Annotated in this window: 19 protein-coding genes; 9 read left to right on the forward strand and 10 right to left on the reverse strand. The window is 67.2% G+C overall.

What is annotated here, in order from left to right:
- Positions 1-24 precede the first annotated feature (24 nt).
- Both KW843_RS22290 and KW843_RS22295 read left to right on the forward strand, forming a co-directional pair.
- Entirely contained in the window at positions 25-771 is a 747-nt protein-coding gene (locus tag KW843_RS22290) for a response regulator transcription factor (RefSeq protein WP_218297342.1), read from the forward strand.
- Complete coding sequence (locus KW843_RS22295) at positions 761-2,728, forward strand: ATP-binding protein (protein ID WP_218297343.1); 1,968 nt, start codon at positions 761-763, stop codon at positions 2,726-2,728. The genes KW843_RS22290 and KW843_RS22295 overlap by 11 nt, the downstream gene beginning before the upstream one ends.
- A gap of 174 nt (positions 2,729-2,902) precedes the next feature.
- Here KW843_RS22295 and KW843_RS22300 read toward each other — a convergent pair whose 3' ends face one another.
- The 7 genes from KW843_RS22300 to KW843_RS22330 all read right to left on the reverse strand — a co-directional run bounded on the left by KW843_RS22300 (position 2,903) and on the right by KW843_RS22330 (position 14,934).
- Positions 2,903-4,258 (reverse strand): sigma-54 dependent transcriptional regulator, encoded by a 1,356-nt coding sequence (locus KW843_RS22300; RefSeq protein WP_218297344.1) that lies wholly within the window; start codon positions 4,256-4,258, stop codon positions 2,903-2,905.
- A complete protein-coding gene (locus KW843_RS22305) occupies positions 4,258-6,162 on the reverse strand; it encodes an ATP-binding protein (RefSeq protein ID WP_218297345.1) in 1,905 nt (634 codons plus the stop codon). Before KW843_RS22305 ends, KW843_RS22300 begins: the two co-directional genes overlap by 1 nt.
- Before the next feature lie 50 nt (positions 6,163-6,212).
- The gene (pgaD, locus tag KW843_RS22310; protein WP_218297346.1) at positions 6,213-6,794 is read right to left on the reverse strand and encodes a poly-beta-1,6-N-acetyl-D-glucosamine biosynthesis protein PgaD; all 582 of its coding nucleotides are present in this window, start codon (positions 6,792-6,794) and stop codon (positions 6,213-6,215) included.
- On the reverse strand, positions 6,784-8,061 hold the full coding sequence (gene pgaC, locus KW843_RS22315) for a poly-beta-1,6-N-acetyl-D-glucosamine synthase (protein ID WP_218297347.1): 1,278 nt from the start codon (positions 8,059-8,061) through the stop codon (positions 6,784-6,786). Before pgaC ends, pgaD begins: the two co-directional genes overlap by 11 nt.
- Positions 8,058-10,154: a poly-beta-1,6-N-acetyl-D-glucosamine N-deacetylase PgaB gene (pgaB, locus tag KW843_RS22320; protein ID WP_255594876.1), complete on the reverse strand. Its 2,097-nt coding sequence runs from the start codon at positions 10,152-10,154 to the stop codon at positions 8,058-8,060. The genes pgaC and pgaB overlap by 4 nt, the downstream gene beginning before the upstream one ends.
- A complete protein-coding gene (gene pgaA / locus KW843_RS22325; RefSeq protein WP_218297349.1) occupies positions 10,154-12,589 on the reverse strand; it encodes a poly-beta-1,6 N-acetyl-D-glucosamine export porin PgaA in 2,436 nt (811 codons plus the stop codon). Before pgaA ends, pgaB begins: the two co-directional genes overlap by 1 nt.
- Positions 12,590-13,449: 860 nt before the next feature.
- A complete protein-coding gene (locus tag KW843_RS22330; RefSeq protein ID WP_218297350.1) occupies positions 13,450-14,934 on the reverse strand; it encodes a PLP-dependent aminotransferase family protein in 1,485 nt (494 codons plus the stop codon).
- Between the two features lie 110 nt (positions 14,935-15,044).
- Here KW843_RS22330 and KW843_RS22335 point away from each other — a divergent pair, with 110 nt between their 5' ends.
- Genes KW843_RS22335 through KW843_RS22345 form a run of 3 tightly spaced genes read left to right on the forward strand, consistent with a single transcriptional unit; the run spans position 15,045 to position 17,834 of the window.
- Positions 15,045-16,310 (forward strand): benzoate/H(+) symporter BenE family transporter, encoded by a 1,266-nt coding sequence (locus KW843_RS22335; RefSeq protein WP_218297351.1) that lies wholly within the window; start codon positions 15,045-15,047, stop codon positions 16,308-16,310.
- Positions 16,303-17,118: a YggS family pyridoxal phosphate-dependent enzyme gene (locus KW843_RS22340; RefSeq protein ID WP_218297352.1), complete on the forward strand. Its 816-nt coding sequence runs from the start codon at positions 16,303-16,305 to the stop codon at positions 17,116-17,118. The genes KW843_RS22335 and KW843_RS22340 overlap by 8 nt, the downstream gene beginning before the upstream one ends.
- Positions 17,115-17,834, forward strand: a complete 720-nt coding sequence (locus tag KW843_RS22345; protein WP_218297353.1) for a glutamine amidotransferase — start codon at positions 17,115-17,117, stop codon at positions 17,832-17,834. Before KW843_RS22340 ends, KW843_RS22345 begins: the two co-directional genes overlap by 4 nt.
- Positions 17,835-17,972: 138 nt before the next feature.
- Here KW843_RS22345 and KW843_RS22350 read toward each other — a convergent pair whose 3' ends face one another.
- Both KW843_RS22350 and KW843_RS22355 read right to left on the reverse strand, forming a co-directional pair.
- Complete coding sequence (locus tag KW843_RS22350) at positions 17,973-19,031, reverse strand: DMT family transporter (protein ID WP_218297354.1); 1,059 nt, start codon at positions 19,029-19,031, stop codon at positions 17,973-17,975.
- A gap of 137 nt (positions 19,032-19,168) precedes the next feature.
- A complete protein-coding gene (locus KW843_RS22355) occupies positions 19,169-19,963 on the reverse strand; it encodes an SDR family NAD(P)-dependent oxidoreductase (protein ID WP_218297355.1) in 795 nt (264 codons plus the stop codon).
- A 235-nt stretch (positions 19,964-20,198) separates the two neighbouring features.
- Here KW843_RS22355 and KW843_RS22360 point away from each other — a divergent pair, with 235 nt between their 5' ends.
- Positions 20,199-20,642, forward strand: a complete 444-nt coding sequence (locus KW843_RS22360) for an ester cyclase (RefSeq protein ID WP_218297356.1) — start codon at positions 20,199-20,201, stop codon at positions 20,640-20,642.
- A gap of 30 nt (positions 20,643-20,672) precedes the next feature.
- On the opposite strand, the gene KW843_RS22365 is transcribed toward KW843_RS22360, so the two are convergent.
- Complete coding sequence (locus KW843_RS22365; protein ID WP_218297357.1) at positions 20,673-21,677, reverse strand: LacI family DNA-binding transcriptional regulator; 1,005 nt, start codon at positions 21,675-21,677, stop codon at positions 20,673-20,675.
- A gap of 101 nt (positions 21,678-21,778) precedes the next feature.
- On the opposite strand from KW843_RS22365, the gene KW843_RS22370 reads away from it, so the two are divergent.
- The 3 genes from KW843_RS22370 to KW843_RS22380 are packed head-to-tail and all read left to right on the forward strand — an operon-like array spanning position 21,779 to position 24,237.
- Positions 21,779-22,282, forward strand: coding sequence for a 2,4'-dihydroxyacetophenone dioxygenase family protein (locus KW843_RS22370; protein ID WP_218297358.1), 504 nt, complete (start codon positions 21,779-21,781; stop codon positions 22,280-22,282).
- Positions 22,283-22,319: 37 nt separating this feature from the next.
- Entirely contained in the window at positions 22,320-23,306 is a 987-nt protein-coding gene (locus KW843_RS22375) for a tripartite tricarboxylate transporter substrate binding protein (RefSeq protein WP_218297359.1), read from the forward strand.
- Between the two features lie 34 nt (positions 23,307-23,340).
- Entirely contained in the window at positions 23,341-24,237 is an 897-nt protein-coding gene (locus KW843_RS22380) for an MBL fold metallo-hydrolase (RefSeq protein WP_218297360.1), read from the forward strand.
- The last annotated feature ends 18 nt before the right edge of the window (positions 24,238-24,255 follow it).

Raw genomic sequence — 24,255 nt, forward strand, 5'->3', positions numbered from 1 at the left:
CTGGGCCTGTGGCAGCATCGGCGCATGGTTTCCCTTCCTCGCACAACTCCCTGGGCGCCGGATGCGGCGCCTGCGCCCCCTGCCATTCGCGTGGCGGTGGTGGAGGACGACTTCGTCTGCCGCAACGCGCTGGCGCATGCCTTGCAAGGCGCGGCCGACATGCATCTGCAGTGGGTGGCGGCCAGCCGCGCCGAAGCGCTGGCGGCGCTGCAGGCGGACGATGCGCCGCTGGACGTGCTGCTGCTGGACCTGGGGCTGCCCGATGGCAGCGGGCTCGACGTGCTGGCCGTGCTGCGCGCGCGCTGGCCCGGGGCGGCGGCCATGGTGAGCACGATCTTTGGCGATGAGGCGCATGTTCTGGGCGCCATCGAGGCCGGTGCGATGGGCTACCTGCTCAAGGACCTGCCACCCAGCGCCGTCGTGGACGAAGTGCGCAGCCTGCATGCGGGGGGCAGCCCCATCAATCCGATGGTGGCGCGCAAGCTGCTGCTGCGCCGCGCGCAGTCTCCCGTGACAGCCAAGCCGTCAGCGGGCCTGGAGCCGGGGTTGGCGGCGGCGGAGATCACGGAGGTGGCACCTTCGGCGCGCGAGGCCGAGTTGCTGCGCATGGTGGCACGCGGCTACACACTGGACGAGGTGGCGCGGGCGATGGGCGTGTCGCGCCACACGGTGCGTACCTTCGTGCGGCGCGTGTACGCCAAGCTGCAGGTGACGACCCAGGCCGAAGCGGTGAGCGCCGCGGCGCGCAAAGGGTGGATCGATGTGGCTTGATCTCGCGCGCCTGGCGCTGCGGTTCTTGCTGGCCGGTGCCGCCGCCGGGGGCGCGGCGCTGGCAGGCGTGCTGCCCGCGCACCTGGTGCAGGCGCAGGCGTGGAATCCCGCCAGCGGGGGCTGGGCGCCGCCGCCCTCGCTGCACGAATCACCCGATGCAGTGCTTTCGAGCACCATACCGTGGAGCACGGTGGACCTGCCACATGCCCGCGCACGCAGCACGGTCTCGACAGCCGCGCAGGCCGATGCGCCGCCCGAGGTGTGGTGGTACCGCCTGCGGGTGCCGGGCGAGGCACTCGCCGCCACGCCCCAGGGCGCGCGCCTGTACATCCCGCGCTGGCAGACAGTGGGCACGGTGGCGGTGTATGCCGATGGGCACCTCGTCTGGCAGTCGCACGGCAGCCGGGTCTGGAACAGCTTCAACCGCCCGGTGTGGGTGGACCTGGCGGGCCATGCTGCGCCCGGCGTTCCCCTGGAGGTGCATGTGCGCATGGCCAACCTGCCCGGCGTGGGCGGCGCGCTGTCCAGCGTGTGGGCCGGGCCGGCCGAGGCGCTCTGGCCGGGGTGGCGGCTGCGCAGCCTGCTGCAGACCGACCTGGTGGCCTACCTGCGCGGTGCCTACCTCGTGCTGGGTGTGTTCGCGCTGGCGGTGTGGCTGGTGCGGCGCGGCCGGGGCGAGGCGGGCTACCTGCTGTTCTTCCTGCTGTCGGTGGGGCACTTGCTGGCCACGCTGTTCTACCTGGTCGATGCCGAGGGCTTCGGCGTGCCCGACGAATGGTTCTCCTGGCTCACGCTCGTGGGCTCGCTGGGGTCGTCGGCCTGCTCCTTCTTCCTGTTGTGCCGGATGCAGGGCCGGGGCTATCCGCGGCTGGCGCGCGCCGTGGTCGCCTATTGCGGCTTGGTGGCGCTGGCGGCCCTGCCACTGTGGGACCTGCGGCACGAGGCGATGCTGCCGCTGTTGCGCCTGGCGCTGTTTCCTCCGGCCCTGGTGGTGCTGTGCGTGGCGGCGCTGGGCGCGTGGCGCGAACGCTCCTGGTCCAGCGTGCTGCTGGCCGGGGCCGTGGCGCTCTCGTTTCCCCTGGCCATCCACGACCTGGCGATGCAGCGCTACCGCATCAGCATCGAGCACATCTACCTCACGCCCTACGTGTACATGGGCGTGTTCACCATGTTCCTGCTGGTCGGGTTCACGCGCTACCACCGCGCGCTGGAAGTCGCCGAGCAAGCCAATGCCGTGCAGGCCGAGCGCCTGGCCGCGCAGGAATTGCAGCTGCGCGAAACACACGAGCTGCTGCGCGCCGCCGAGCGCGAGCAGACGCTGCTGCACGAGCGCCAGCGCCTGATGCGGGAGATGCACGACGGCGTGGGTTCCTCGCTGATGAGCGCGCTGCGGCTGGTAGAGACTGCGCCGGCGGCACCCGTGGACGTGGCGCAGGTGCTGCGGGAGTGCATCGACGACCTGAAGATCTCCATCGACTCGCTGGAGCCCGTGAATGCGGATCTGCTGGCACTGCTGGCCGGCCTGCGCTATCGGCTCGGGTTGCGGCTGGAGGGCGCGGGACTGGTCATGCACTGGCAGGTGGACGACCTGCCGCCGCTGCCCTGGCTGGACGCGCAAAACGCGCTGCACGTGCTGCGCATCCTGCAGGAGATCCTCACCAACATCCTCAAGCACAGTGGCGCGACGGAGATCGTGCTGAGCACGGCCGAGGCCGTCTGGCCCCCGCCAGAGGGCGGCGGCGATGGCACGCGCGGCGTGCAGGTGTGCATACGGGACAACGGCCGTCCATTCACCCCCCCGGCGTCCGAGGCGCTGGCGCCCGCCCGCCGGGGCCTGCCCAACGTGCACAGCCGCGCGCTGGTGCTGGGCGCGCATTGCACCTGGAGCACCAGTGACGGCGCCCAGGCGCAAGGTTCCACCTTCACGCTGTGGCTGCCGCTGCACAAGCAGGGCTGACACCCCGCCCTCCGCGCGAGCCAGCCGCCACGGGATCGTTGGCACCGGTTCAGGGCCGATGGCGCCAGCACAAGGCATCCACCGCAGCGACAGCGGTGGCGATCCAGAGGGCATGAAGTGCCGCCATCGAGCGAAGAAGACTGTGCGATGGGGACTTCCGTGCGCAGCGGGACCCTAGCCGCGCAGGAAGTCTCTTGCCACCAGGCCATGCCGGCGCAACTTGTCGTACAGCGTCTTTCGGGGGAGATGGAGCTGCTCGGCGGCCTGGGCCACGCGGCCCCGTGCCTGGCGAAGCGCTTCACGTATCAGCGCGGCCTCTGTTTCGTCCACGCGCGCGGTGAGCGACGTAGAAACCGGCGGCGGATCGGCTTGCGAAAGCCCGTCGGGCAGGCCCAGGCAAAGCCTCTCGGCAACGTTGCGCAGCTCGCGGATATTGCCGGGCCACCGGTGGGCCTTCCAGCGGCGCAGGTCGTCATCGCTCCATTCCGGTTGCGCCATGCCGTGGTGTTGGGCGAACTCGCGCAGGAAGTGGGCCATGAGCAGCGGGATGTCCGGCATGCGATCGCGCAATGGCGGGACGTCGATCGTCACCACATTGAGCCGGTAGAACAAATCCTCGCGGAATCGGCCTGCCGCCGTCATGGCCTTGAGGTCCCCCTTGACGGCGGCGAGCACGCGGCAATCGACGGGTATGGAGACATTGCTGCCCAGCCGTTCGATCTCGCGCTCCTGCAGCACCCGCAGCAGCTTCAGTTGAACGGAGAGCGGCATCGACTCGATTTCATCGAGGAACAATGTGCCTTTGTTGGCGAACTCGATGCGCCCCACGCGCCGCTTGGCGGCGCCGGTGAAGGCACCCACCTCGTGGCCGAAGATTTCACTCTCGATGACGCTCTCTGGCAGGGCGCTGCAGTTGAGCGCAACAAAGGGACCGCTGCGGCCGCTGGCGGCATGAATCGCCCGTGCCACGACCTCCTTGCCCGCGCCCGTCTCTCCGGCGATCAGGACATCCACGTTGGTCGCCGCCAGTGCGCGAACCAGTTGGCGGACACGCTGCATGGCGGGTGTCTGGCCAATGAGCGGACGCCCCTCTTCGCAAGGCAAGCGCTCACGCAGGCGCCGGTTCTCTTCCAGCAGCACGCGCCGCTCGACGGCCCGGCGCACGACGCCGACCAGCGTTTCCGAGGAAAACGGCTTCTCTATGAAATCGTAGGCGCCTTCGCGCATTGCCTGCACCGCCATGGCGACGTGCCCGTGCCCGGTGATGAGAACCATCGCGACTTCACGATCATGCTGGCGCAATCTGTTGAGCAGCTCCAGGCCATCCATGCCGGGCAACTTGACGTCACTCACGACGGCCCACGGCTGCACGTCCTCGAAAACATCCAGCGCGGCCTCCGCGCTGCCGACCGCCTTCACGGCGATGCCGGCAAGCACCATGGCTTGCTCGAGGCCGCGCCGCACGGCGGGCTCGTCATCCACGAGGAGAACTCGCGGCCTTTCGTCGGCGGGGATGGGTGGCACGGGCATCAATAGACCTCCAGCGTGATGGTGAAGAGCGCGCCCTGCCGGTCCAGGTTGCGCGCTTCGATGCGCCCGCCGAAGCTCTCGACGATGCTTTGCGAAAGGGCGAGCCCAAGACCCAGCCCCGCGCCCGCGGGCTTGGTGGTGTAGAACGGTTCGAACAGCCGTTGCATGGCCTCTGGCGCGATGCCGCCGCCCGTGTCGCTGACGGAGATGACGGCATGGCGCCCTTTTTGCCGGACCGCCACCCTCACCAGGCGCTCCGCCCGGAACTCGACCGCGTCGAGCGCATTGCGCATCAAGTTCACGAGCACCTGTTCGAGCCGGATGGCGTCGGCCCGCACCGGGCGGGTCGCCAGCGTTGAGCTGACCAGGATATCCGCTCGCACCTCGCACCGCCGAGACTCTACGAGCATGAGCGCATGATGGATCGCCATGTCCATGGCCACGGGTTCGAGGCTGGTGCTGTCGGCGCGGGCAAAGGCCTTGAGCAGCGCCATGATGCGCCCCATGCGGGCGGTGAGTTCGCTGATGAGGTGAAGGTTCTCGCGCACCTCTTCCAGGCGCGCGCCGTCAAGCAGCGTGATCGCGTTGTCCGACAGGGTCCGCAGCGCGGTGAGCGGCTGGCTGAGCTCGTGGCCCATGCCCGCAGACATCTGCCCGAGCACGGCGAGCTTGCCCGCGTGCACCGCACCGTCCCGCGTCTCATGAAGAATCGCCTCGGTACGGCGCAGTTCTTCGATCTTGCGTTCCAGCGAGGCATTGGCTTGGCTGATATCCGCCGTGCGCTCGATGATGCGCTGCTCGAGCCGGGCACTCGCTTCCACCAGCGCGCGCTTGGCTTTGCGCATCTCCTCACGGCGATACCGGCCTTCCTGAAAGCCGACGGTGAGCGCCCCCAGGAAGGCGGCGACGGAGGTGGCGGCCAGTGCGGCCAGGACGGCGGCGCGGCGCGAGGGTGCCTGGTCCACCAGAAGTGCGGCACGCCAACCCAGATCTTCGCTCGCATGGGTCGCCATGGTGTAGTGCGTGATGCCCCCTTCAAGCGCGAGCGTTGCGTGGGACCGGGTGAAATCCAGCCCCGGCCCGGGCAGCGCGAGCAGTGGCAGGTCCCCATACTGCCGCGATTGCCGGATGCGCTCGCGCGCGGCCGGTGCGAGCGCGGCGACGGTGCGGTACCGCCACTCGGGAACGGAGCTGAGAATGACCACGCCCTCGCGGTCCGTGAGGATCACCACGTCGGTGCTCTGCCGCATGGCTTCCTCGAACTTTTCGAGCGAGAGCTTGACCGCGATCACACCGCGGGCGCCGCCCGGCGCCACCACGCCGGCCGCCAGGAAGTAGCCGGCTTCGCCGGTGGTGGATCCGATGCCGTAGAAGCGCCCGGTGCGGCCCGCCATCGCATCCTTGAAGTAAGGCCGATAGGCGTAGTTCTCGCCAACGAAGGTCAGCACCTGGTTCCAGTTGCTCGAAGCCAGCGTCGTCCCGCCGGCATCCAGCAGGTAGACGGCAGAAATGCCGGAGGCCTTCGCCACTGTTTCAAGATACGCGTTGGCGGCGGCCTGGGCCGCCAGCGTGTTCGTGTCCAGCAGCGAGCCAAGCGTTGACTTGAGTCCGATGATGCCTGGCAGGGCTTCGTTGCGATGGACGAGCGCCTGCAGGCTGAGCACGACAAACTCGAGGCGTTTCGCGGCGCTCCGGGCCTGCTCTTCCCGATAGAAAGTGAAGGTGGCCACATAGGCGACCGCGCCGCACAGCGCGCATGCCGCCAGCACGACAACGTGGCGCCACCGCCAGCGGAGCGTCGTGCCCGCCCGGGCGGGTATCGAGAGATCGCCCGAGGATGCATCGCGCGCCGGATCCGCCGCAGGCAAGACCCGCAGCGAAGAGGCATTGCGGGATGTCGTCATGGGCGATCCGTGGGGTCAACCTGCCTGCACGGCGCAGGCCCATTCTTCCATCAGCGCCGTCCCCGGCGCGATGCAGGGGGCTCGGGCTCCAGCTCCCCGGGGGTGGTGTCGGTGGCATCCCTGAGCTGCCCTTCATGGTCGTGGTGAACCAGCAGCTGCCGCGTGCGCTGCCAGGACGACAGGCGGGCGGGCGGCACGTCAATGTAGGAGGCCAATGCGGACAGCGACGATGGCTCATGGGTGGATGGCGCCTCGCGTTCATGCTGGCGGCGGCGCCACGGTGCCACCACCAGCATCGATACAAGGATCGCGGCGATCACTGCCGCGTACAGGCCAAGCAGATGTAGCACTTCGGGCTGCGAGCGGGCATTGAGCACATAGGGCCAAGCGTACCAGACCGCACAGAACCAGATCGCAAGGGTGAGCGCAGGGCGCAGCACGCGCAGCCAGAGGTACATGGCGAGCGTGCGCCGCGGCGACCGGCCCGCGCCGAACGCCTGCAGCGAAACCCGGGCCGCATCGATGATCGGCTCCTCGCCCACTGGCTGCCCCCAGGAATGCCGCCGGCTCGGTGGGCGCACGTCGGCGTGCGGCGCGGGCGGCAGGGAATGGTCGTCGGGCTCATGAGACATCGGAGACTCCTCGGTCGGGGCTCGTCCACACCGCGCGCTTGCCGCGGCGGCGCATCAGAGCGTTGGGAAGCGCGACCACGGTGGTGGTCATCGTGATGGTCCAGAATGCGATCGGATACCAAATCGTTCCGGCGAAATAGCGCATGAGATCGCGGTCGTAGCGCCGGTCGATCCACAGGCTCAGCAGCATCTGCAGGATGCAGGTCATGGCCAGCAGCGTGCCTTGCCAGTGCGGAAGGAGCGTGGAGTGCCAGACCGACTCCTGCGGCAGCAGCGGACGCATCGCGCTGATCAGCAGCACGATCGCCATCGCGTAGGCCCACACCACGCTCGCCATGTATTCGCCATAGATGAGCCACAGGCGCCAGCTGCGCAGACGCAGGATGGATGGCGTGATGCGCAGCATGGTCTGGATACCGCCCACCGCCCAGCGCAGGCGTTGTTTCCAGAGGCCGCGCAGCGTTTCCGGCATCAGAATCCAGCACAGCGCGCGCGGCTCGAACCGCAGCCGCCAGCCAAGGAGCTGCAACTTCCAGCTGATGTCGATGTCTTCGGTGAGAACATCCGGGCTCCAGAAGCCCACCTCGAGTACCGCGCGGCGGCGGAACATGGCGAGCACGCCGGACACCGTGAACAGCGTGCCGACAAGCTGCTGCGAGCGCTTGATGAGACCGATGATCGAGGAGAACTCACCCACCTGCATGCGCCCGAGCAGCGTGGTGCGCGTACGGATGCGCGGGTTGCCCGTGACGGCGCCAATGCGGTCCGAGACCAGCATGCGCCGCAGCATCCAGGCGATGGCGTTGGGGTCCACCAGCGCGTCCCCGTCGATGCCGAGAATGTACTCGCCGCGCGCGAGCTGGCTCGCGGTGTTGAGACCGACGGCCTTGCCCTGGTTGCTGGCGTTGTGGATCACGCGCAGGCGGCTGAATTCCAGCGTCATCGCGTCGAGCAGTTCGCCAGTTCCATCGGTGCTGCCATCATTGACGGCGATCACTTCATAGTTCGGGTAGCGCGTGCGCATCAGCTGCTCGATCACTTCTCGCAGGTGAGGCGCCTCATTGAAACACGGGACCACCACCGTGACGAACGGCCGCGAGGGCAATGCCAGCAAAGGGTCGGTCTCTACGTCGTCCTTGCGTTCGAACGCCCACGCGTGCGAAAGGCCGCCGGCCATCCACACCCACGCCATGAAGAACGGGTAGTAGAAAACGAAACCGAAGAGCAGCGAGGGCAGCGCCTGGACGAGCCACGGGCCGGAGGTCATCGGGATTCCCCGGCCTGCGCAGGCACCGCAGGCGCTGCCTGTGGAGGGACCGTCGCCGCGGCACCCGCCGGCGAGCCCAGCGCGCGCGGCAGCAGCTTGCGCACCGAGATCGCGCGGCGCACCGTGTCGAGCGAGGGATGGTTGCCAAGAAAATCATCCGGGTAGTACCCCAGGTGCCGCACGCCTGCGCGCTGCAGCTGCGCCCACTGGCGCGTGAGCTCGTCGTTGGGCACGGGCTTTCCGGTATGCCAGTCGCGGGCCTGCAATTCGAACACGGTGCCGTCCAGGCCACGGGGGGTGTCGGCTGCGCGGCGTGCCAGCCGGGCAAGCCAGCCCTGGGCATCGCTCTCGCGCTCCATGCGCGGCATGGCCATCAGCGCAACATAGTCGTAGGCCGCGAGCGATGCTTCGTAGTTTTGCGCGAACCATTGCTCCGCCTCGGGTTCGAGCACGGGCCGGGCGTACAGGTTGCGCGCGGTTTCGAGCGTTGGCCGCCAGGCGCCCACCCGGCCCAGGAGCTCCTGGGTGAACTCGATGAGGTGGCGGGTCTTGGCGGTGGTCCAGCGGGACCGCAGCGCCGGATCGGCGTGGATGGCGCCCACGTCGGGCGGCAGCCCCCAGCGGGCGTAGGCGGACAGCGCGTCGGGAGAGGCGTCCTCGTCGTCGGCCAGCATTGCGTCGTCGTGGAACAGCAGGCCATCGAAGAAGGTGTAGCGGCCCAGGTCTTCATAGATGTCGCCGATCAGCGTGCGCACCGCCGGATGGAAGGGCGTGACCCGGTGATAGCGGTCGGCCGGCGCCTTGCCGCCCCGCGTCATCACCGTATGGGCAGACAGCGGATGCGAAGCCGGCAGACGGTAGGCCATCACCGGCATCCAGGCATAGACCTTCACGCCGGCGCGGCTGCGCAGCTGCCAGGCAGCGCGGCCGAACAGGTCGGCGCGCACGGGCAGATGGCGGTTCGGGAAGTACATGGCATCGGCCACGCCGTCGCCATCGGGGTCGGCGTAGGCCTGCAGGAACACCGAGCGCGGCCGCACGGCGGCCACACGCTCGATCAGTGCCGAAAGGTTGCGCTCCTGCTGTCCCGGATCGGGGTCGTACACATAGTCAAGGTCCACGTGCATCACGCGGTTGACAGGCCGCGTCTCGCCGCCCGCAGGGCTGCGCAGGAGCTGGGCGTATTCGGGCGCAGCATTGTCGTAGACGGCCAGCGCGCGGCGGATGCGCGCGAGCGGCACGGCGGCCGTATTGGGGCCATCGTCCAGCGTGAAGGTGATTGGCATGCCCGCGCGCTCGGAGGCCCGCAGCGCCATCGCGTTGTAGGCGCCATAAGGCCAGACGGTGGCGCGGACCCTGGCGCCGGTGCGCGCCTCGATGATCTCCCGGCTGCGGCGCAGGTCGGTCTCGATGCGGTGCAGGTAGGCGGCATCTTCTTCGTAGCGGCCGGTCCCGGGATCGTAGCGATGCGTGGCGGCGGCCGCCAGCATGTTCCCCTGCGGGTTGGCCTGGATTCCCATGTGCATGGCATCGCTGTGGCTGGCGAACTCGACCAGGCCCGAGCGCGCCATTTCGGCGGCCTCGCGCCAGAGCAGGAAGTTCTCGCGCGGCGCCGGTCTGTCGCCCCAGTGCACCGGCTGGCCTTCGGGCACCTCGAGCCAGCTCGTCACCAGCGCGAACAGCGCCGGGTACCCGTAGCGCTTGAGCAGCGGAAACACCTTGGTGTAGGCGCTGCGGTAGCCGTCGTCGAAGGTCAACAGCACGGGCCGGACGGGCAGGGGCCGGCCGCCCGCACGCGCGTCGATGATCTGCTGCAGGCTCACCGGGTGGTAGCCGCTGTACTGCAGCCAGGCGAACACCTCCACGAGCGTGCGGTCGTCAATGGCGGTGGCATCGGGCGAGCTCTCGAAACTGGCGCGCACGCCGGTGCGCACGTCATGGAACGAGATCACGCGAAAGCTCACGCCATCGTCGGGGTCAGCCGGCGGCAGCGGTTGGGCGGGCGCAAGCCGGGACAGCGCGCACAGCGCAAGCCCGATCAGCAGCCATGGCATGGCGGCCCGCAGGAAGGGGAAGGTGTTCTTTGCGGACATCACTGCAGGGGCATCGAGAAGTTCAGAAAGACGCTGCGCTGTCGTTCGCGCACGCCGTCGTAGGGATGGCTGGCGATGCCCAGGCCGTAGCGCAGCGTGAGCCACTGGCCCAGGCTCCAGCTGTGTTCATAGCGCAGGCTCCACAGCGGGCCGCTGCCGAAGCCGCGCTGATGATAGTTGCCGCCACCGACCTCGATGGCCTGGAAGAACTGCCGGTCGTCGCTCTTCCACGTGAGCCATTGGGCCCGCGCCGCAAGCCGCACGCTGGCATCGCGCGGCGGGTTGAAGTACGGCGTGTCCAGCACGCGGCCACGGCCCGTGCCGGCCTCGAGCCGGGTCTCGGCCTGGACGCGCGGCGTGCTGACCCAGCGCTCGGTCCAGCCCAGGCCCAGGCCGCTGCGCACATTGCCGTCGCTGAAATCCAGGCGCTGCCACTGCAGGTTGAAGCGGCGCGCCTCGTTCACCACATGGCCCACGCCGCCCGCCATCTCGCGCGCGCCTGTGCCAGCTACCCGCGCCTTCCAGGGCAGTTCCTTGCTGTCGCCATCGTAGGCAGCCCACAGCCGCCAGGTATCGCTGGCGCGGTAGTCGACGCGAGCGGCCATCCCGTTGCGGTAAGGGCCGGCAGCGGCATGCTGCAGAGCACCTTCGGCCACCCAGGGACCGCGCTGCCAGCGCAGGCCGAGGCCACCACGGACCCTTTTGGCGTTGCCGGCCTCGGTGCTGCCCTGGGCGAGCGACTGGTCGTAGAACACGCGCCACTGGTCTGCGATGAGTCCCGAACTCAGACGGCTGTCGATGCGCCACTCGCTGCTGGCGATCACGGCGCCACCACGCGACGCCGCGGCGTCGACCTCAAGCCGCGCACCGGTGAGGGTATCGCGCTTGCGTTCCATGTCGCGCACCTGCAGGCTGTCGGGAACATCGGCCACCAGCGATGCGGCGCGCTGGCGGGCTTCGCCGAACCAGCCCGCACCGAGCAGCGCCTCGACATGGCCGACGCGCATGCCGACGTCGTCGGGATGGTCCGCCATCTGCGCCTCAAGGCGCGCGAGCCCGGCCTCGGGGCGTTCGCGCAAGCGCTCGGTGAGGCTGGCGCCAAGGGCATAGCCCGCGTTGAGCGGCGCGTCCAGGGTCAGCGCCGTGAAGCTCTGCTGAGCAAGCGCGAGCCGGTCGGTGTAGAGCTGCATCAGCGCACGCATGCCAATCACCTCGGTGTATTGGCTGTTGGGCCGGCCAGGTTCGGGCGCCAGGCGCGTGAGCGCCGGCGTGCTCTCCTCGAGCCGCTTGAGCAGGGCTTCAGCCTGTTCGAAGCGGCCGGTGTCCAGATAGGCATAGACCAGGCCGAAGTGGATTTCGCCCGGCATCGGCACGTCCGCCCCGCCCTTCGCGATGGCGGCTTCATACAGGGGCACGGCCTCGGCCGAACGGCGCTCCTGCGCGAAAGCGCGGGCCGCCGCGGCGAGTCCGTGGAACGGCAGGTCGATGCCCGCCAAGCTCAGGGTTTCGTAGAGCGCGACGGCGTCCCCGGGACGGCCGCGCTCCACCAGCGCGAGCAGCCGATCGGACTCAAGATTCCTGCGCAGCACGCGCCAGGCCTCGGCGTCCGCGCCGTGGGCCTGCTGCGCCGCGGCTTCGAGCCGGACCAGGGCGGCCTCCTGGCCGGCCAGCACCTTGTCGAGTGCGACCACGCGCGCCACGCCCCGGCGTTGGTCGCGCTCCTGGAGGGCCCAGCGCAGCCGCTGGGCCAGTGCCTTCTGCTGCAGCATGGACAGCGCCAGCGCGGAAAAGGCGCCGGGGTTTTTCCCTGCGGCCGCTTCGGCGTTGTCGAAGGCGGTAGGCGCCGCGCCGTTGTCGGCGAGCAGAAAGTCGGCCTCGCGGCGAATGTCCAGGCGCTCGGGGCGCAGCGCACCGGCCTCGGCGTAGGCGGCCATCGCGATCAGTGGCTGGTCTTCGGCGCGGGCCACGGCAGCGCGCAACTCCAGCAGCGCGACACGGACTTCGATGTGCTCTGCCGCTTTCCGCATGAGCGCCTCGCTGATTGTTTTCGCGCCCACGACATCTCCGCTGTCGAGGCGCCAGAAAGCTTCGTGGATGCGGGGTCCGAGCGCCTGCGGCTGCCGCGCGCGCCAGATGCTGATGGTGTCGCCTTGCAGCGCGGTGTCCTGCACGCGCCGCGCGGCCACGGCGAGCGCCTCCAGCGCGTAGTCGCTCAACCCCGCCGGGGTTTGCTGGCGTCCCAATGTCACGGCTTCGGCGAACTGGCCGCCGGCGGTCGCCATCACGACGGCGTCGGAGACCAGACGCTGGCGCACGCTGTCGCTCAATGGCACGTCGAGCCAGTCCTTCAACTGCTGCAGCGCTTGGGCCGGGGGGACATGCCCCCCGCGGTGCGCCAGGATCAAGGCATCATGCCGCTGCGGGTCATAGGCCATGGAACTGCGGTCCGTGGCAGCTGGGGTGGAGTCCGCCGGGTTCGCGAATGCCACCGAGGCACCCAGCATCAATGCGCAGGCGATGGGAGGGAAAGCCGTTGACCACCCTCGATGCCGCAGCGGAACTGCCCCGACAGCCCCGGATGGCCGTTCCGCGGCAAACGATCCGCCGTCTTGTTGGAGGACTGGCACTCGGCAATCCGGCTATCGATGGAATTTGGCAGCAGTGCGCGGCGCCCATGCACGCCCCAGGCGCTCGCCGTCATCGCCGATGACTGCCTGGCAAGACGGGTGGAGGCAGGGTGGAGGGGCGTGCGGATTGGGGTGTGACAGCATGGAGATGGGGGTTCCTGAACCTGTGTTGGACGAAGCCGCCTTGTTCATGGCGGCTTGAAATCACGCAAGAAGATGGTTCACACGGCATCCATTTCTGCAATCGATGAACCGATCAACGAATGTCCATCTAGCAACGCATGTGCCACACGGCGCCATCCTTGTAAGCCATTGATTTCAAAGAGATTTTCATCTCCATGGCGGCACCTTTCCCGCATTCCTGGATGAAAATCCATCCCAAAAAACCGGAGAGGCTGGAAATCCGCACATGCCGCGCAGTGATGCCCTGCGCCCGCGTTCACTCCAGACGCGGCATGTGCCTGAAGGAAAGACAACCCCGGGGCTTGTCCGGCCTGTGCCGGTGGCCAATGAGCCGACAGATCGCCCCCATACGCTGGGCGCCTTGCGGCTGGGGGGTGTCGCTGCGGGTGGATGGCCGCGCTGCGCATCCACAGAATGGCCATGGGGCTTCGGCAGCAACCTCGACGGATCCGAAATCTTCCCAGCCACGGACTGGGCGGCCGCCTTCAACGATCCAGCGTGCGCAACACCTGCGCGAGCTTCTTCACAGCGGTCTCCAGTTCCTTCGGCGCATACGCGGCAAACCCCATGAGGAATCCGGCCCGGCTCGTGCCCGCTGCATGCAATGGCGTCAGTCCCAGCAGATCGATACCGGCACGCTGCGCTGCGCCCATGGCTTCCAGCTCGGGAATGTCGCGAATGAACCGGCAGGGCATTTGCATGCCGCCGTCCGGCACTTCAGGCTCGACGAAGTCCGCCAGGTGCCTGCGCACGAGCAGTTCCAGGGCATCGCGCCGCTCACAATAGACGGCACGCATGGTCCGCACGTGGGCCCCGAAATGGCCACCCTCCATGAAGCGCGCCAGGGTCAGTTGCGGAATCGGCGCGCTGTGCCCATCCAGCAGGGTGCGTGCGGCGGTCATCGGAGCCACGAGTTCGGGCGGCAGCACCATGAAGGCAATGCGCAAGCCCGGAAACATCGACTTGGTGAATGTGCCGATGTAGATCGTTCGCTGGTTCGGGTCCAGGCCCTGCACGCAGGCCGTGGGCTTGCCCGCGTAATGGAACTCGCTGTCGTAGTCATCCTCGATGATCCAGGCCTGGTGCTGCCGGGCCCATTCGATGATGTCCAGCCGCCGGTCCAGCGCCAGGGTGGCTCCGGTCGGAAATTGATGCGAAGGCGTGAGAAACACCGCCTTGCCCGGTTGCCGCGCCTTGCGCAGAGGCTCCACCCGCATTCCCTCCCCATCCAGCGGCACGGGCACACATTCCAGCCCCGCGGCGTCGAACGCCTTGCGCGCGCCGTGGTACACGGGGTCTTCAACGAAGATGCGGTCGCCAGCGTCCAGCAGCACGGTAGCGCACAGGGTCAGGGCCTGCTGGGAGCTGGTGAGCACCAGCACACGCTCGGCCGTGGCATGCGCGCCGCGTTCGAGATTGACGTAGTTCGCAATCGCACGCCGTAGCGGCTCCATCCCTTGCGGTGGGCTGTGCAGCAGTGCCGTGGTGCCCCAGTCCTTCAGCACCTGCCGCTCCAGCCGCTCCCAGGTGGCCAGCGGGAAGCCGCGCGTTTCCGGCACGCCGGGAGCGAACGGGCGGGGAGCCAGAAAGTCCCGCACCCCACCGCCGCGGAACATGGCCGATCCGCGCTGGCTCAGCCGCAGAGGTTCCCGCAGTGCCGCAGGGCGCCGCCCCGTGCCCCGCCCCCGCAAACGCTGAGCCCTCTCCGAAACGAAGCTGCCGCGGCCCACGCGCCGTTCGATAAACCCCTCGGCATGCAGCTGGCTGTATGCCGCCTCCACCGTGTCGCGGGACAGGCCCAGCGACTTTGCCAGTGCGCGCGACGCAGGCAGTGGCGCCCCCACCTCCAGCGCACCGTCGAGGATGAGTTGCCGGATGGCGCGCTGAATGCGCGCGTGCAGGGGCAAAGCGCCATGCGCTGGATCGAGCACCCAGGCTTTCACGGATTCGAGTTGCGCATGCTTGAACAATTGGCCGGTATCTCATTGCAAAATTGGCTAGGCACAGTATGCCATTTCAAGCCTATAAATCAGCACCATGGCCCGCTCCATGGGGCCACTTTCAGGAGCCCCGATCCCACATGCCGTCCCCACCGCCCGCCTCCTCTTCCCGCTGGTCCGATCTCGCCCATCCCATTGTCGCGGGCCTCATTTCCGTCATCGTCAACTACGGCGGTACCTTCATTCTCGTGTTCCAGGCGGCCAGGGTGGCAGGCCTGAGCCCGGAGCTGACGGCATCGTGGGTGTGGTCGATTTCGATTGGCGTGGGCGTCACGGGGCTCATGCTCAGCTGGCGGACGCGCGAGCCGATCATTACCGCCTGGTCCACGCCGGCAGCGGCGTTCCTGGTGACTGCACTGGCCACCACGCCCTATGCCGAAGCGGTGGGCGCGTACCTGATCTCCGCCGCGGCCTTTGTGGCGCTGGGGCTGTCAGGCTGGTTCGAGCGCTTGATCCGGCTGATTCCTCCGGGCGTGGCCGCAGGCTTGCTCGCGGGCATCCTGCTGCAATTCGGCATCCAGGCTTTCGGCGGCATGGGCATCGATCCGGTGCTGGCTGGCTTGCTGATCGTGACGTATGTGGTGCTCAAGCGCTTCAGCGCACGCTATGCCGTCGTGGGCATCCTGGTGCTGGGCCTGCTCTTTCTGCTCATGCAGGACCGGGTGGACCTGTCGGGACTGGCGTTGAGACTCGCCGCCCCGGTCTTCACCATGCCGGCGTTCTCGCTCAATGCCTTGCTGAGCGTCGCCTTGCCCCTGTTCCTCATCACGCTGACCGGCCAGTACATGCCCGGCATGCTGGTGCTGCGCAATGACGGGTTCAGGACCAGCGCCAATCCCATCGTGGCGCTGACCGGGCTCGGCTCGCTGCTGATGGCGCCATTCGGTTCGCATGCCTTCAACATCGCTGCCATCACGGCCGCCATCGCCACGGGCCGGGAGGCGCACGAAGATCCGTCCAAGCGCTGGATCGCGGGCATCGCCGCAGGCGTGTGCTACATCCTCGTGGGCGTGTTCGGCGTGACGCTGGCGGCTGTCTTCATGGCCTTCCCGGCGACCTTCATCACCACGCTGGCGGGGCTGGCGCTGCTGGGCACCATCGGCGGCAGTTTGGCCACCGCCCTGGCCGATGCCAAGACCCGTGAAGCGTCGCTGATCACCTTCCTGGCCGCCGCGGCCAACATCACGCTGCTGGGCATCGGTGGTGCGTTCTGGGGCCTGGTGGTGGGCCTGGCGGCGCACGCCGTGCTCAATGGCACGCTGCCGCGCCGCGGGCGCCCCGCCACCGCGGCACCGGCCGCAGAGCCCGCGATCATCAAGAGGGAAAGGAACCAGGCCAATGCCTGAGCCATCGGACACCCAGACCCGCCACGACCAGCACGGCCGCTATCCGCAGGCAGCTTCCGTCGACGACTTCCGGCACAACCTGGCGGCGGTGCGCGCCCGCATGGATGCCGCCTGCCGCCGCGCGGGGCGCGACCCGGCCGGGGTGCGCCTGCTGCCGGTGAGCAAGACCAAGCCCGAGTCCAGCCTGCGCCTGGCCTACGCGGCGGGTTGCCGCCTGCTGGGTGAAAACAAGGTGCAGGAAGCCTTCGGCAAATGGGAAGCCATGCAGGACCTGGCCGATCTGCGCTGGTCGGTCATCGGCCATCTGCAGACGAACAAGACCAGGCTGGTGGCACGCTTCGCCAGCGAGTTCCAGGCACTGGACAGTCTGCGCGTGGCCGAGGCGCTGGAGCGCCGCCTGCAGGCCGAGGGCCGCGCGCTGGATGTGCTCGTGCAGGTCAACACCTCGGGCGAGGCCAGCAAGTACGGCCTGTCGCCCGATGACGTTCCGGCGTTCCTGCGCGCGCTGCCCGCTTTCCCCGCGCTGCGCGTGCGCGGGCTGATGACGCTCGCGCTGTTTTCGCCAGAGGCGGAGCGGGTGCGGCAGTGCTTCATTCTGCTGCGCACTTTGCGCGACCGCTTGCGCCAGAGTGCGCCCGCCCACATCGCCCTGGAGGAACTGTCCATGGGCATGTCCGGCGATTTCGAGATCGCCATCGAGGAAGGCGCCACGGTGGTGCGTGTCGGCCAGGCCATCTTTGGCGCCCGCCCCCTGCCCGACAGCTACTACTGGCCCGGCGAGCCCAGCACCCAGGAGCCACGTCCATGAAAACCGCCATCGCCCTGCGCCATCTGCATTTTGAAGACCTGGGCACGCTCGAGCCGCTGCTGGCGGCGCGTGGCTATGCCGTGCGCTATCTGGACGCCACCACGGATGATCTGCACGCCGTGGACACGACCGCGGCGGATCTGCTGGTGGTGCTGGGCGGCCCCATCGGCGCTTTCGATAACCACATCTACCCCTTCATCCACGACGAGCTGGCGGTGATACGTCAGCGGCTGCAAAGCCGGCGACCGCTGCTGGGCATCTGCCTGGGCGCGCAGCTGATTGCCCGCGCGCTGGGTGCGGGTGTTGCCAGCATGGGCATCAAGGAAATCGGCTTTGCGCGCCTGGTGCTGACCCCGGAAGGCGAGGCATCGCCGCTGGCGGCGCTGGCCCACATGCCCGTGCTGCACTGGCATGGCGACCGCTTCGACATTCCCGAGGGGGCAACGCGACTGGCGGGTACACCCACCTGCGCCAACCAGGCCTTCCGCATGGGACGCCACGTGCTGGCGCTGCAATGCCATCTGGAAGCCGACCCCCGCCAGATCGAGCGATGGCTGGTCGGCCATGCCTGCGAACTCGCGCAGGCGGGCATCGATCCGCGCGCATTGCGCGCCGAAGCGCAAGCCTTGCAACCCGGTTTGCCGCTGGCGGCACGGGCGGCTTTCACCGCCTGGCTGGACGGGATCAAGGCAGGCCTTCAGGAGGAGACTCCGTGAGAAAAACCCGGCATTCCACCGCATCTCGACCGCCATGAACCGGCCCGGCCTGGACCGACCCCGGGCCAGAAATGGATAGCCCCATTTCTGGCCCGGGACGCACGACGCCGTCGCATGCGCTGAGGGCTGCGGGGCCCCTCAGTGCCTGTGCGAATGATGGGCATCCGGCACGTGGGCGTGGCGGTGCCGCACCGGACCGTGGACGTGCGCATGGCTGTGCGGCCCCGCGGGCATGGGCTCATGGGCGTGCCCATGGTGACCGTCGTCATGGGTGTGGGCGTGCTCATGTTCCAGGAACTCGTGCGCATGCTCGTGGTGATGGGACTCCATCAAATGAACGGCCACCCCCAGCAGCATCAGCACGCCCCCCGGCAGCATGCCCCACCCCCCGGGGCGATCCCCCAGCATGAGCGCCAGCGCCGCGCCCATGAACGGGGCAAAGGCAAATACCGATCCCGTGCGTGCCGCCCCGAACGCGCGCTGTGCGAGCAGGTAGAAACGCAGGCTCAGGCCATAGCCGCTCGCACCCACGGCCAGAAGCCCCAGGGCGGGCCCCGCCGCGGGAGCGGGCTCGTCCGTCAGCCAGGCCAGCGCCAGCGTGGCGGTGACGCCCAGCACGGCCTTCGCCACCACGACCTGCCCCGGGTCACGCTCCGCCAGCGCACGTGACAGCGTGTTGTCCAGGCCCCAGGCTGCCGTGGCGCCCACAACGGCCATCAGTCCCCAGAACTGGCTGCTGTTTCCGCTCTGCCCCTGGTCCAGCACGAGGGCGATCCCGCCGGCCAGCAGCAGTGCCACGGCCAGTCCCACTCTGCGGTCCATGGTTTCGCCGTAGAGGCGCCATGCCAGCAAGGCCGTGAACAGCGCCTCCAGGGTCAGCATCAGCGACGCGCCGGTGCCGCTCGTGCGCTGCAGACCCCAGGCCAGGGCCACGGGGCCGATGCTGGCGCCCAGCAAGGCCATCGCCAGCAGGCGCGGAAAGTCTGAACGCCGCAGGCGCGCCTCCCGCTCGGCGGGCTGGCGCAGCAGCGCGCCGATGAAGGCGGCGCCTGCATAGAGCAGCGCCGCCGTGGTGAACGGGCCAACGCCCAGGCCGAGTTTCTGCACCAGCGGCGTGCTGATGCCAAACAGGACGGCCGCCAGCAACGCAAGCAGGCCGCCCCGCAGGGCGGGAAGGGTGTGGGTCGGATCTTTCATCAGCGCTCCATTCTTGCCCATCGGCCCGATCGGCGCCCCCGCCCTGCTGGCATTCTTCTTTCTTTCCCGCCTCCAAAAAAGCTCCGGCCAGGGCGCTGTTCGCACCCGCAGCGCTGGCCCTTGCCTGCCATGTGTGGCTACAAGCTCGAGCCCCCATCGACGACCAACTGGACCCCGGTGATGTAGGACGAATCGTCCGAGGCAAGAAACAGCGCGGCCTTGGCGATGTCCCAGGGCGAACCCTGGCGCCCCATCGGGCATCGCGCATCACGGGCCCGGTGGCCGGCTGCAGCCTCTTCCGCGCCGCCGTACAGAGCGTCGGCATGGGGGGTGCGGATCATGCCGGGGATGATGCAGTTGCAACGCACCTGGTCCGCGGCATATTGCCGGGCAATGACACGGGTCATGTGGTTCAGGCCGGCTTTGGACGTGCTGTACGACAGAAACTGCATGGGGCTCCACTTCAGGCTTGCCGTGGACGAGACATTGATGATGGAGCCCGACTTGCGGGCGCGCATCCCCGGCACCACAGCACGTGACGTGGCCATCGCTCCGCGAAGGTTGATCTCCATGACCCGGTCCCAGTCCTCATCCTTCACCTCCAGGAGGTCGCCCTGCATTTCAATGCCCACGTTGTTGTGCAACACGTCGATGCGCCCGTGCTGCGACAGAAGCTGGCGCACGACATCGTTCACTTGCGCCGTGTCGGTGACGTCCATCTGCACGGCCTGGGCGCGGCCGGATTCCCCGTGAATCATCTTTGCAGCGAGCCCGGCGGCGTCCAGCGAGCGGTCTGCACAAACCACGATCGCGCCTTCCCGCGCGAAGGTGAGCGCACACGCGGTCCCATTGCCCACCTGCCCTGCGTCCGTGAAGTCCTTGCGCAGGGTACCGGCACCCGTGACGAGCACCACCTTGTCTTTCAGTTTCATAGCCCAGCCTTTGAGGAAACGTTTCCTCTCATGCTATGCCAACCTCGTCACGGAGCGGATGGGGATAACCCCACGGTCTCGCGGTTCGTCGGGTGAATCTGCGCAACGGGCCTATTGCCGTGGGGGGAATTTCAGAGACCAATAGCTGGCGACATGGCAGGGTAAACCCCGGTCAACCCTTTGGCAGAATCTGCGCAAAATAGCGCAAACGTTTCCACAACGAGGAAAAGGACCCATGACCAACGAAGAGTTGCGCCAGGCGCGCATCCAGACCGTGCGAGACCACATGGCGCTGGAGTGCACCCAGGACTGGGACGGTGTCATCGACACCTTCGAGCACCCGCGGTATGAGATGTATGGCAATGGCGCTGTCTACGACGGCGAAGAGCAGGTTCGCGCCTACTTCCACGCTTCGCGCCAGGCCTTCCCGGACCAAGCCAACGAAGTCATCGCCATCGCCGCCGACGATGCACAGAACACCGTGCTGGTGGAGTTCTTCCTTTTCGGAACTCACCTGGGCGAGTTCCGCGTGCGCGACAGGACGTTTGCGCCGACCGGCAAGAGCTTCAAGGTGCGCATGGCGGCCACGTTCCTGTTCAAGCCGGGCTCGGCGAAAATCATCTGCGAGCGCCCCTACACCTCGCCGGACCTCAAGCTTCAGCAACTCGGGCTCCTGTAGGTGCAACACCCACCCCTTCAGGCCGGCGCGCTAGATGGTCGCGCACGACTCCCGCTCGATGAGCCGCATCTCCACAACGGCCGAACGGGGGCCTGTGGATTCGTCTCGCATCTGGGAGAGCAGCAGCGAGGAGATGTCGCCCGACAACGCCTTGATGTCCCAGGCCAGCGAGGTGATGGACGGGCTGTGCAGTTCCGAGAAGTCCGAGTCGCCGATGGATATCACGCTCACGTCTTTCGGGATGGCCCGCCGAGCGCTGCGTATCGCGGCCAGGACGCCCGCCAGAATCTTCGTGCCCAGGCACAGGAAGGCCGTGGGCCGCTCTCCCGGCATGTTCAGGAGCATCTGGGCCCGCTCGGGAGGAAAGTTCATCGACGAATCCGCCAGGCAAATCAGGCTGGGGTCGAAGCCTATGGACGCTTCCACGAGGCAGTCCTGATAGGCCCGGATCCGGTCCTTGATGGGCTGGATCTGGCTGCCCGGTGTCAGAAGGGCGATGCGCCGGTGGCCCCTGGCAATCAGATAGCGCATCGCGGAGCACGTGCCCTGGTAGTGGTCGACCTTCACCGAACTCAGTGCGTTTCCTCCATCGCGGTCGAACAGAATTGTTGGCGTGCCTTTGATTTCAGACACCAGGTGCGCGATGGAGTCGGTTTGGCACGGGCCAAGAATGATGCCGTCGACCTCTCGGCTCTTGAACAGGCGCACGAGGTTGACTTCGGTCGAGATGTCGTTGTTGGAACTGGCGACAAAGCAGGCGTAGCCACTTTCGGACAGGCTGCGCTCGAGTGTCTTGACCAGGCGGCCGTAGAACGGATTGGAGATGTCGCTCACGATAACGCCCACCGCATGGCTCTGCTTGGAACGCATGGCCCGCGCAATCGCATTGGGCTGGTAACCCAGGCGCGCCGCAACCTCCTGAACCTTTTTCACAGTGTCTTCACTGACACGGCCCGCCCGGTTCATGGCCCGAGATGCGGTGCTAATCGAAACGCCCGCCACGCGAGCCACATCGTGAATGCTAACTGCTGCCATCGAATCCGCCGTCCGTTCAAATCATTCAATCGCCGCAATTTTACGCCTATTTTTAGTTTTTGCGGAAACGTTTCTTCATATTAACGCGGACAGGATACCCCATGGCAACCCCCACCTCGCTGACCCCACAAGATGAGCTGCTCACGGTCAATATCAGGAACATGGACTATTTCCCGGGCGGAGCACCGGGCTCGGAAATCATTCCGCTCTTTCTCGACCGGGAAAATGGAATATGGGTGCTTTATGGGAAATTCGCCCCTGGCACCAGGCTTCCAAAGCACTTCCACACGGGTACGGTGCACTTTTTCACCACCAAGGGGCAATGGAACTACGTCGAGTACCCCCAAAACCCGCAGACCGCCGGGAGCTACCTCTATGAGCCGGCGGGCTCCATCCACACTTTTTGCGTGCCTGACGACGCACCGGAGCCGGCGGAAGGATTCATGGTCGTTCACGGAGCCAATGTGAATTTCGATGGCGAGGCCTTCATGAATGTCCGCGATGCAGGGGCCATCGAAGACGGGATATTGAATTATGCAAGGACACAAGGGCATTCCATACCCGCATATATCTCACCCAGGGCTGCCGGATACAAAAACAGATAATCCCGGCCTGATTTTCAACCGCAAAAGGAGACATGATATGAAGTCGCGCAGAAACGTTCTGAAAACCACTGCGGCGGTCGCCGCCTCGGTGTTTGCTCCTGCCCTGTCATGGGCACAAGCCAAATGGACGGCGAAAAAGCCGATTCAATTGATTGTTCCTGGCCAGGCGGGAGGCAACTCCGACATCTTTGCCCGACTGATCTCCAACGCCATCGGCAATGCCCTGGGCCAACCCATCGTGGTGGACAACAAGCCTGGCGCCTCGGGAACCTTGGCATCGGGCATTCTGAGCAAGTCGCCAGGAGACGGCCACTACCTGCTGGCCGCCAGCAGCGACACCCATACCATCTACCCGCACTTCTTCAACAATCCGAACTTCCGCCCCGAAGGCCACGTCCCCGTGGCCGTGCTGTGCTTCGTGCCGTTCGCGCTGGCCGTGCGCAAGGACCTGGACGTGAAGGACGTTGGCGAATTCATCGCGCTCGCCAAGCGCCAGCAGGTGAGCTTCTCGACCTGGGGCGTGGGCACCACCGGCCAGGCCGCCATGATGCTCTTCGGCCGCGCCGCCGGCACCAGGGAGATGCTGCACGTGCCGTTTACCGGCAGCGCTCCGGCTATTCAGGCGCTGATGGCTGGCCAGGTGGATGCCATGATGGGCGCCATTCCGCTGATTTCATCGGCACGCGCACACCTGAAGCCGCTGGCGGTCATGTCCAGGAACCGATCGCCGGCCATGCGCGATGTCCCCACGATGGACGAGGCAGGACTGGTCATCAACGAGACCAAGGAGTTCTGGGTGGGCATCATGGCGCCGCCCGGAACCCCCGCCGATGCCGTGCACACCATCGCCGACGAGGTGCGCAAGGCGATGGCCCTTGCGGCCGTGAAGAGCCGCATCGAAGAGCTCGGTGCCATCGCCGAATTCGTCGGGCCAGAGGACTTCAAGAAGGTCATCTCCCACGAGTTCGCCCAGTGGGCCCGGATTGCCCGTGAAGCGGGTGTGACGCGCCAGAACATTGGCTAGGTGCCCGCATGTCGTCATCCGTGCTTTTCCTGCGATGAAACAGCTCCACCTGGGCAACACCACGGTCGACAAGGTCGTGGAAATCGACAATTTCTGGGTAGACCCCACTTGGCTCTATCCCAACATTGAACCGTCAGCGGTCTTGAAACACCAGGAGGCCTTGGGCCCGACGTTGATTCACCCAGAGACGAAGAAACTCAACCTGAGCTTTCACAGCTATCTGGTGCGCACGGGGACGGCCAATATCCTGGTGGACACCTGCAACGGAAATCACAAGGACCGGCCCCGCGCGAAGTGGCAGCACATGTTCAAGTCGCAGGAGTACTTGCGCAATCTGGCACGCCTGGGCCTGGGCCCCGAGGACATCGACATGGTTCTGTGCACCCACCTCCACACCGACCATGTGGGGTGGAACACCGTGCTCAGTGATGGCCGATGGATGCCGACTTTTCCCCGCGCAAAGTACATCTTTGCACGGGAAGAGTTCGAACATTTCCTTCGGCAGCACCAAAGCGGGCCGGAATTTCCGGTGGGCCAGGGCTCCTTCCTGGACAGCGTGCTGCCGGTCGTGGAGGCCGGGCAGGCCCTCTTGGTCGACTCCAACCACAGGGTGGATGGAGACCTGGCCAAAGGCGTCTGGCTCGAGGATGCCAAAGGGCATACGCCAGGCCACGTCACGGTCCATGTGAAGGACAACGGACAGCACGGGGTCATGACGGGCGACATCTTCCATCACCCCATCATCTTCCTGGAGCCCGGGCTCATCAACACCGGCGACTGGAACCCCACGCTGGCGCGGGAGACGCGGCAACGGCTTTGTGAGCGATTTGCCGACACATCGTCCGTCCTGCTGACGATGCACTTCCCCGCGCCGACCGCCGGCCGCATCCATTCATGCAGTCACGGCTTCAAGTTCAAGTACCTCAGCTGACGGGCCAGTGCAACCCCA

Origin of the sequence: Acidovorax sp. sif1233 (assembly GCF_019218755.1) — a bacterium.
In the GTDB taxonomy this organism is placed as follows: Bacteria; Pseudomonadota; Gammaproteobacteria; order Burkholderiales; family Burkholderiaceae_C; genus Acidovorax.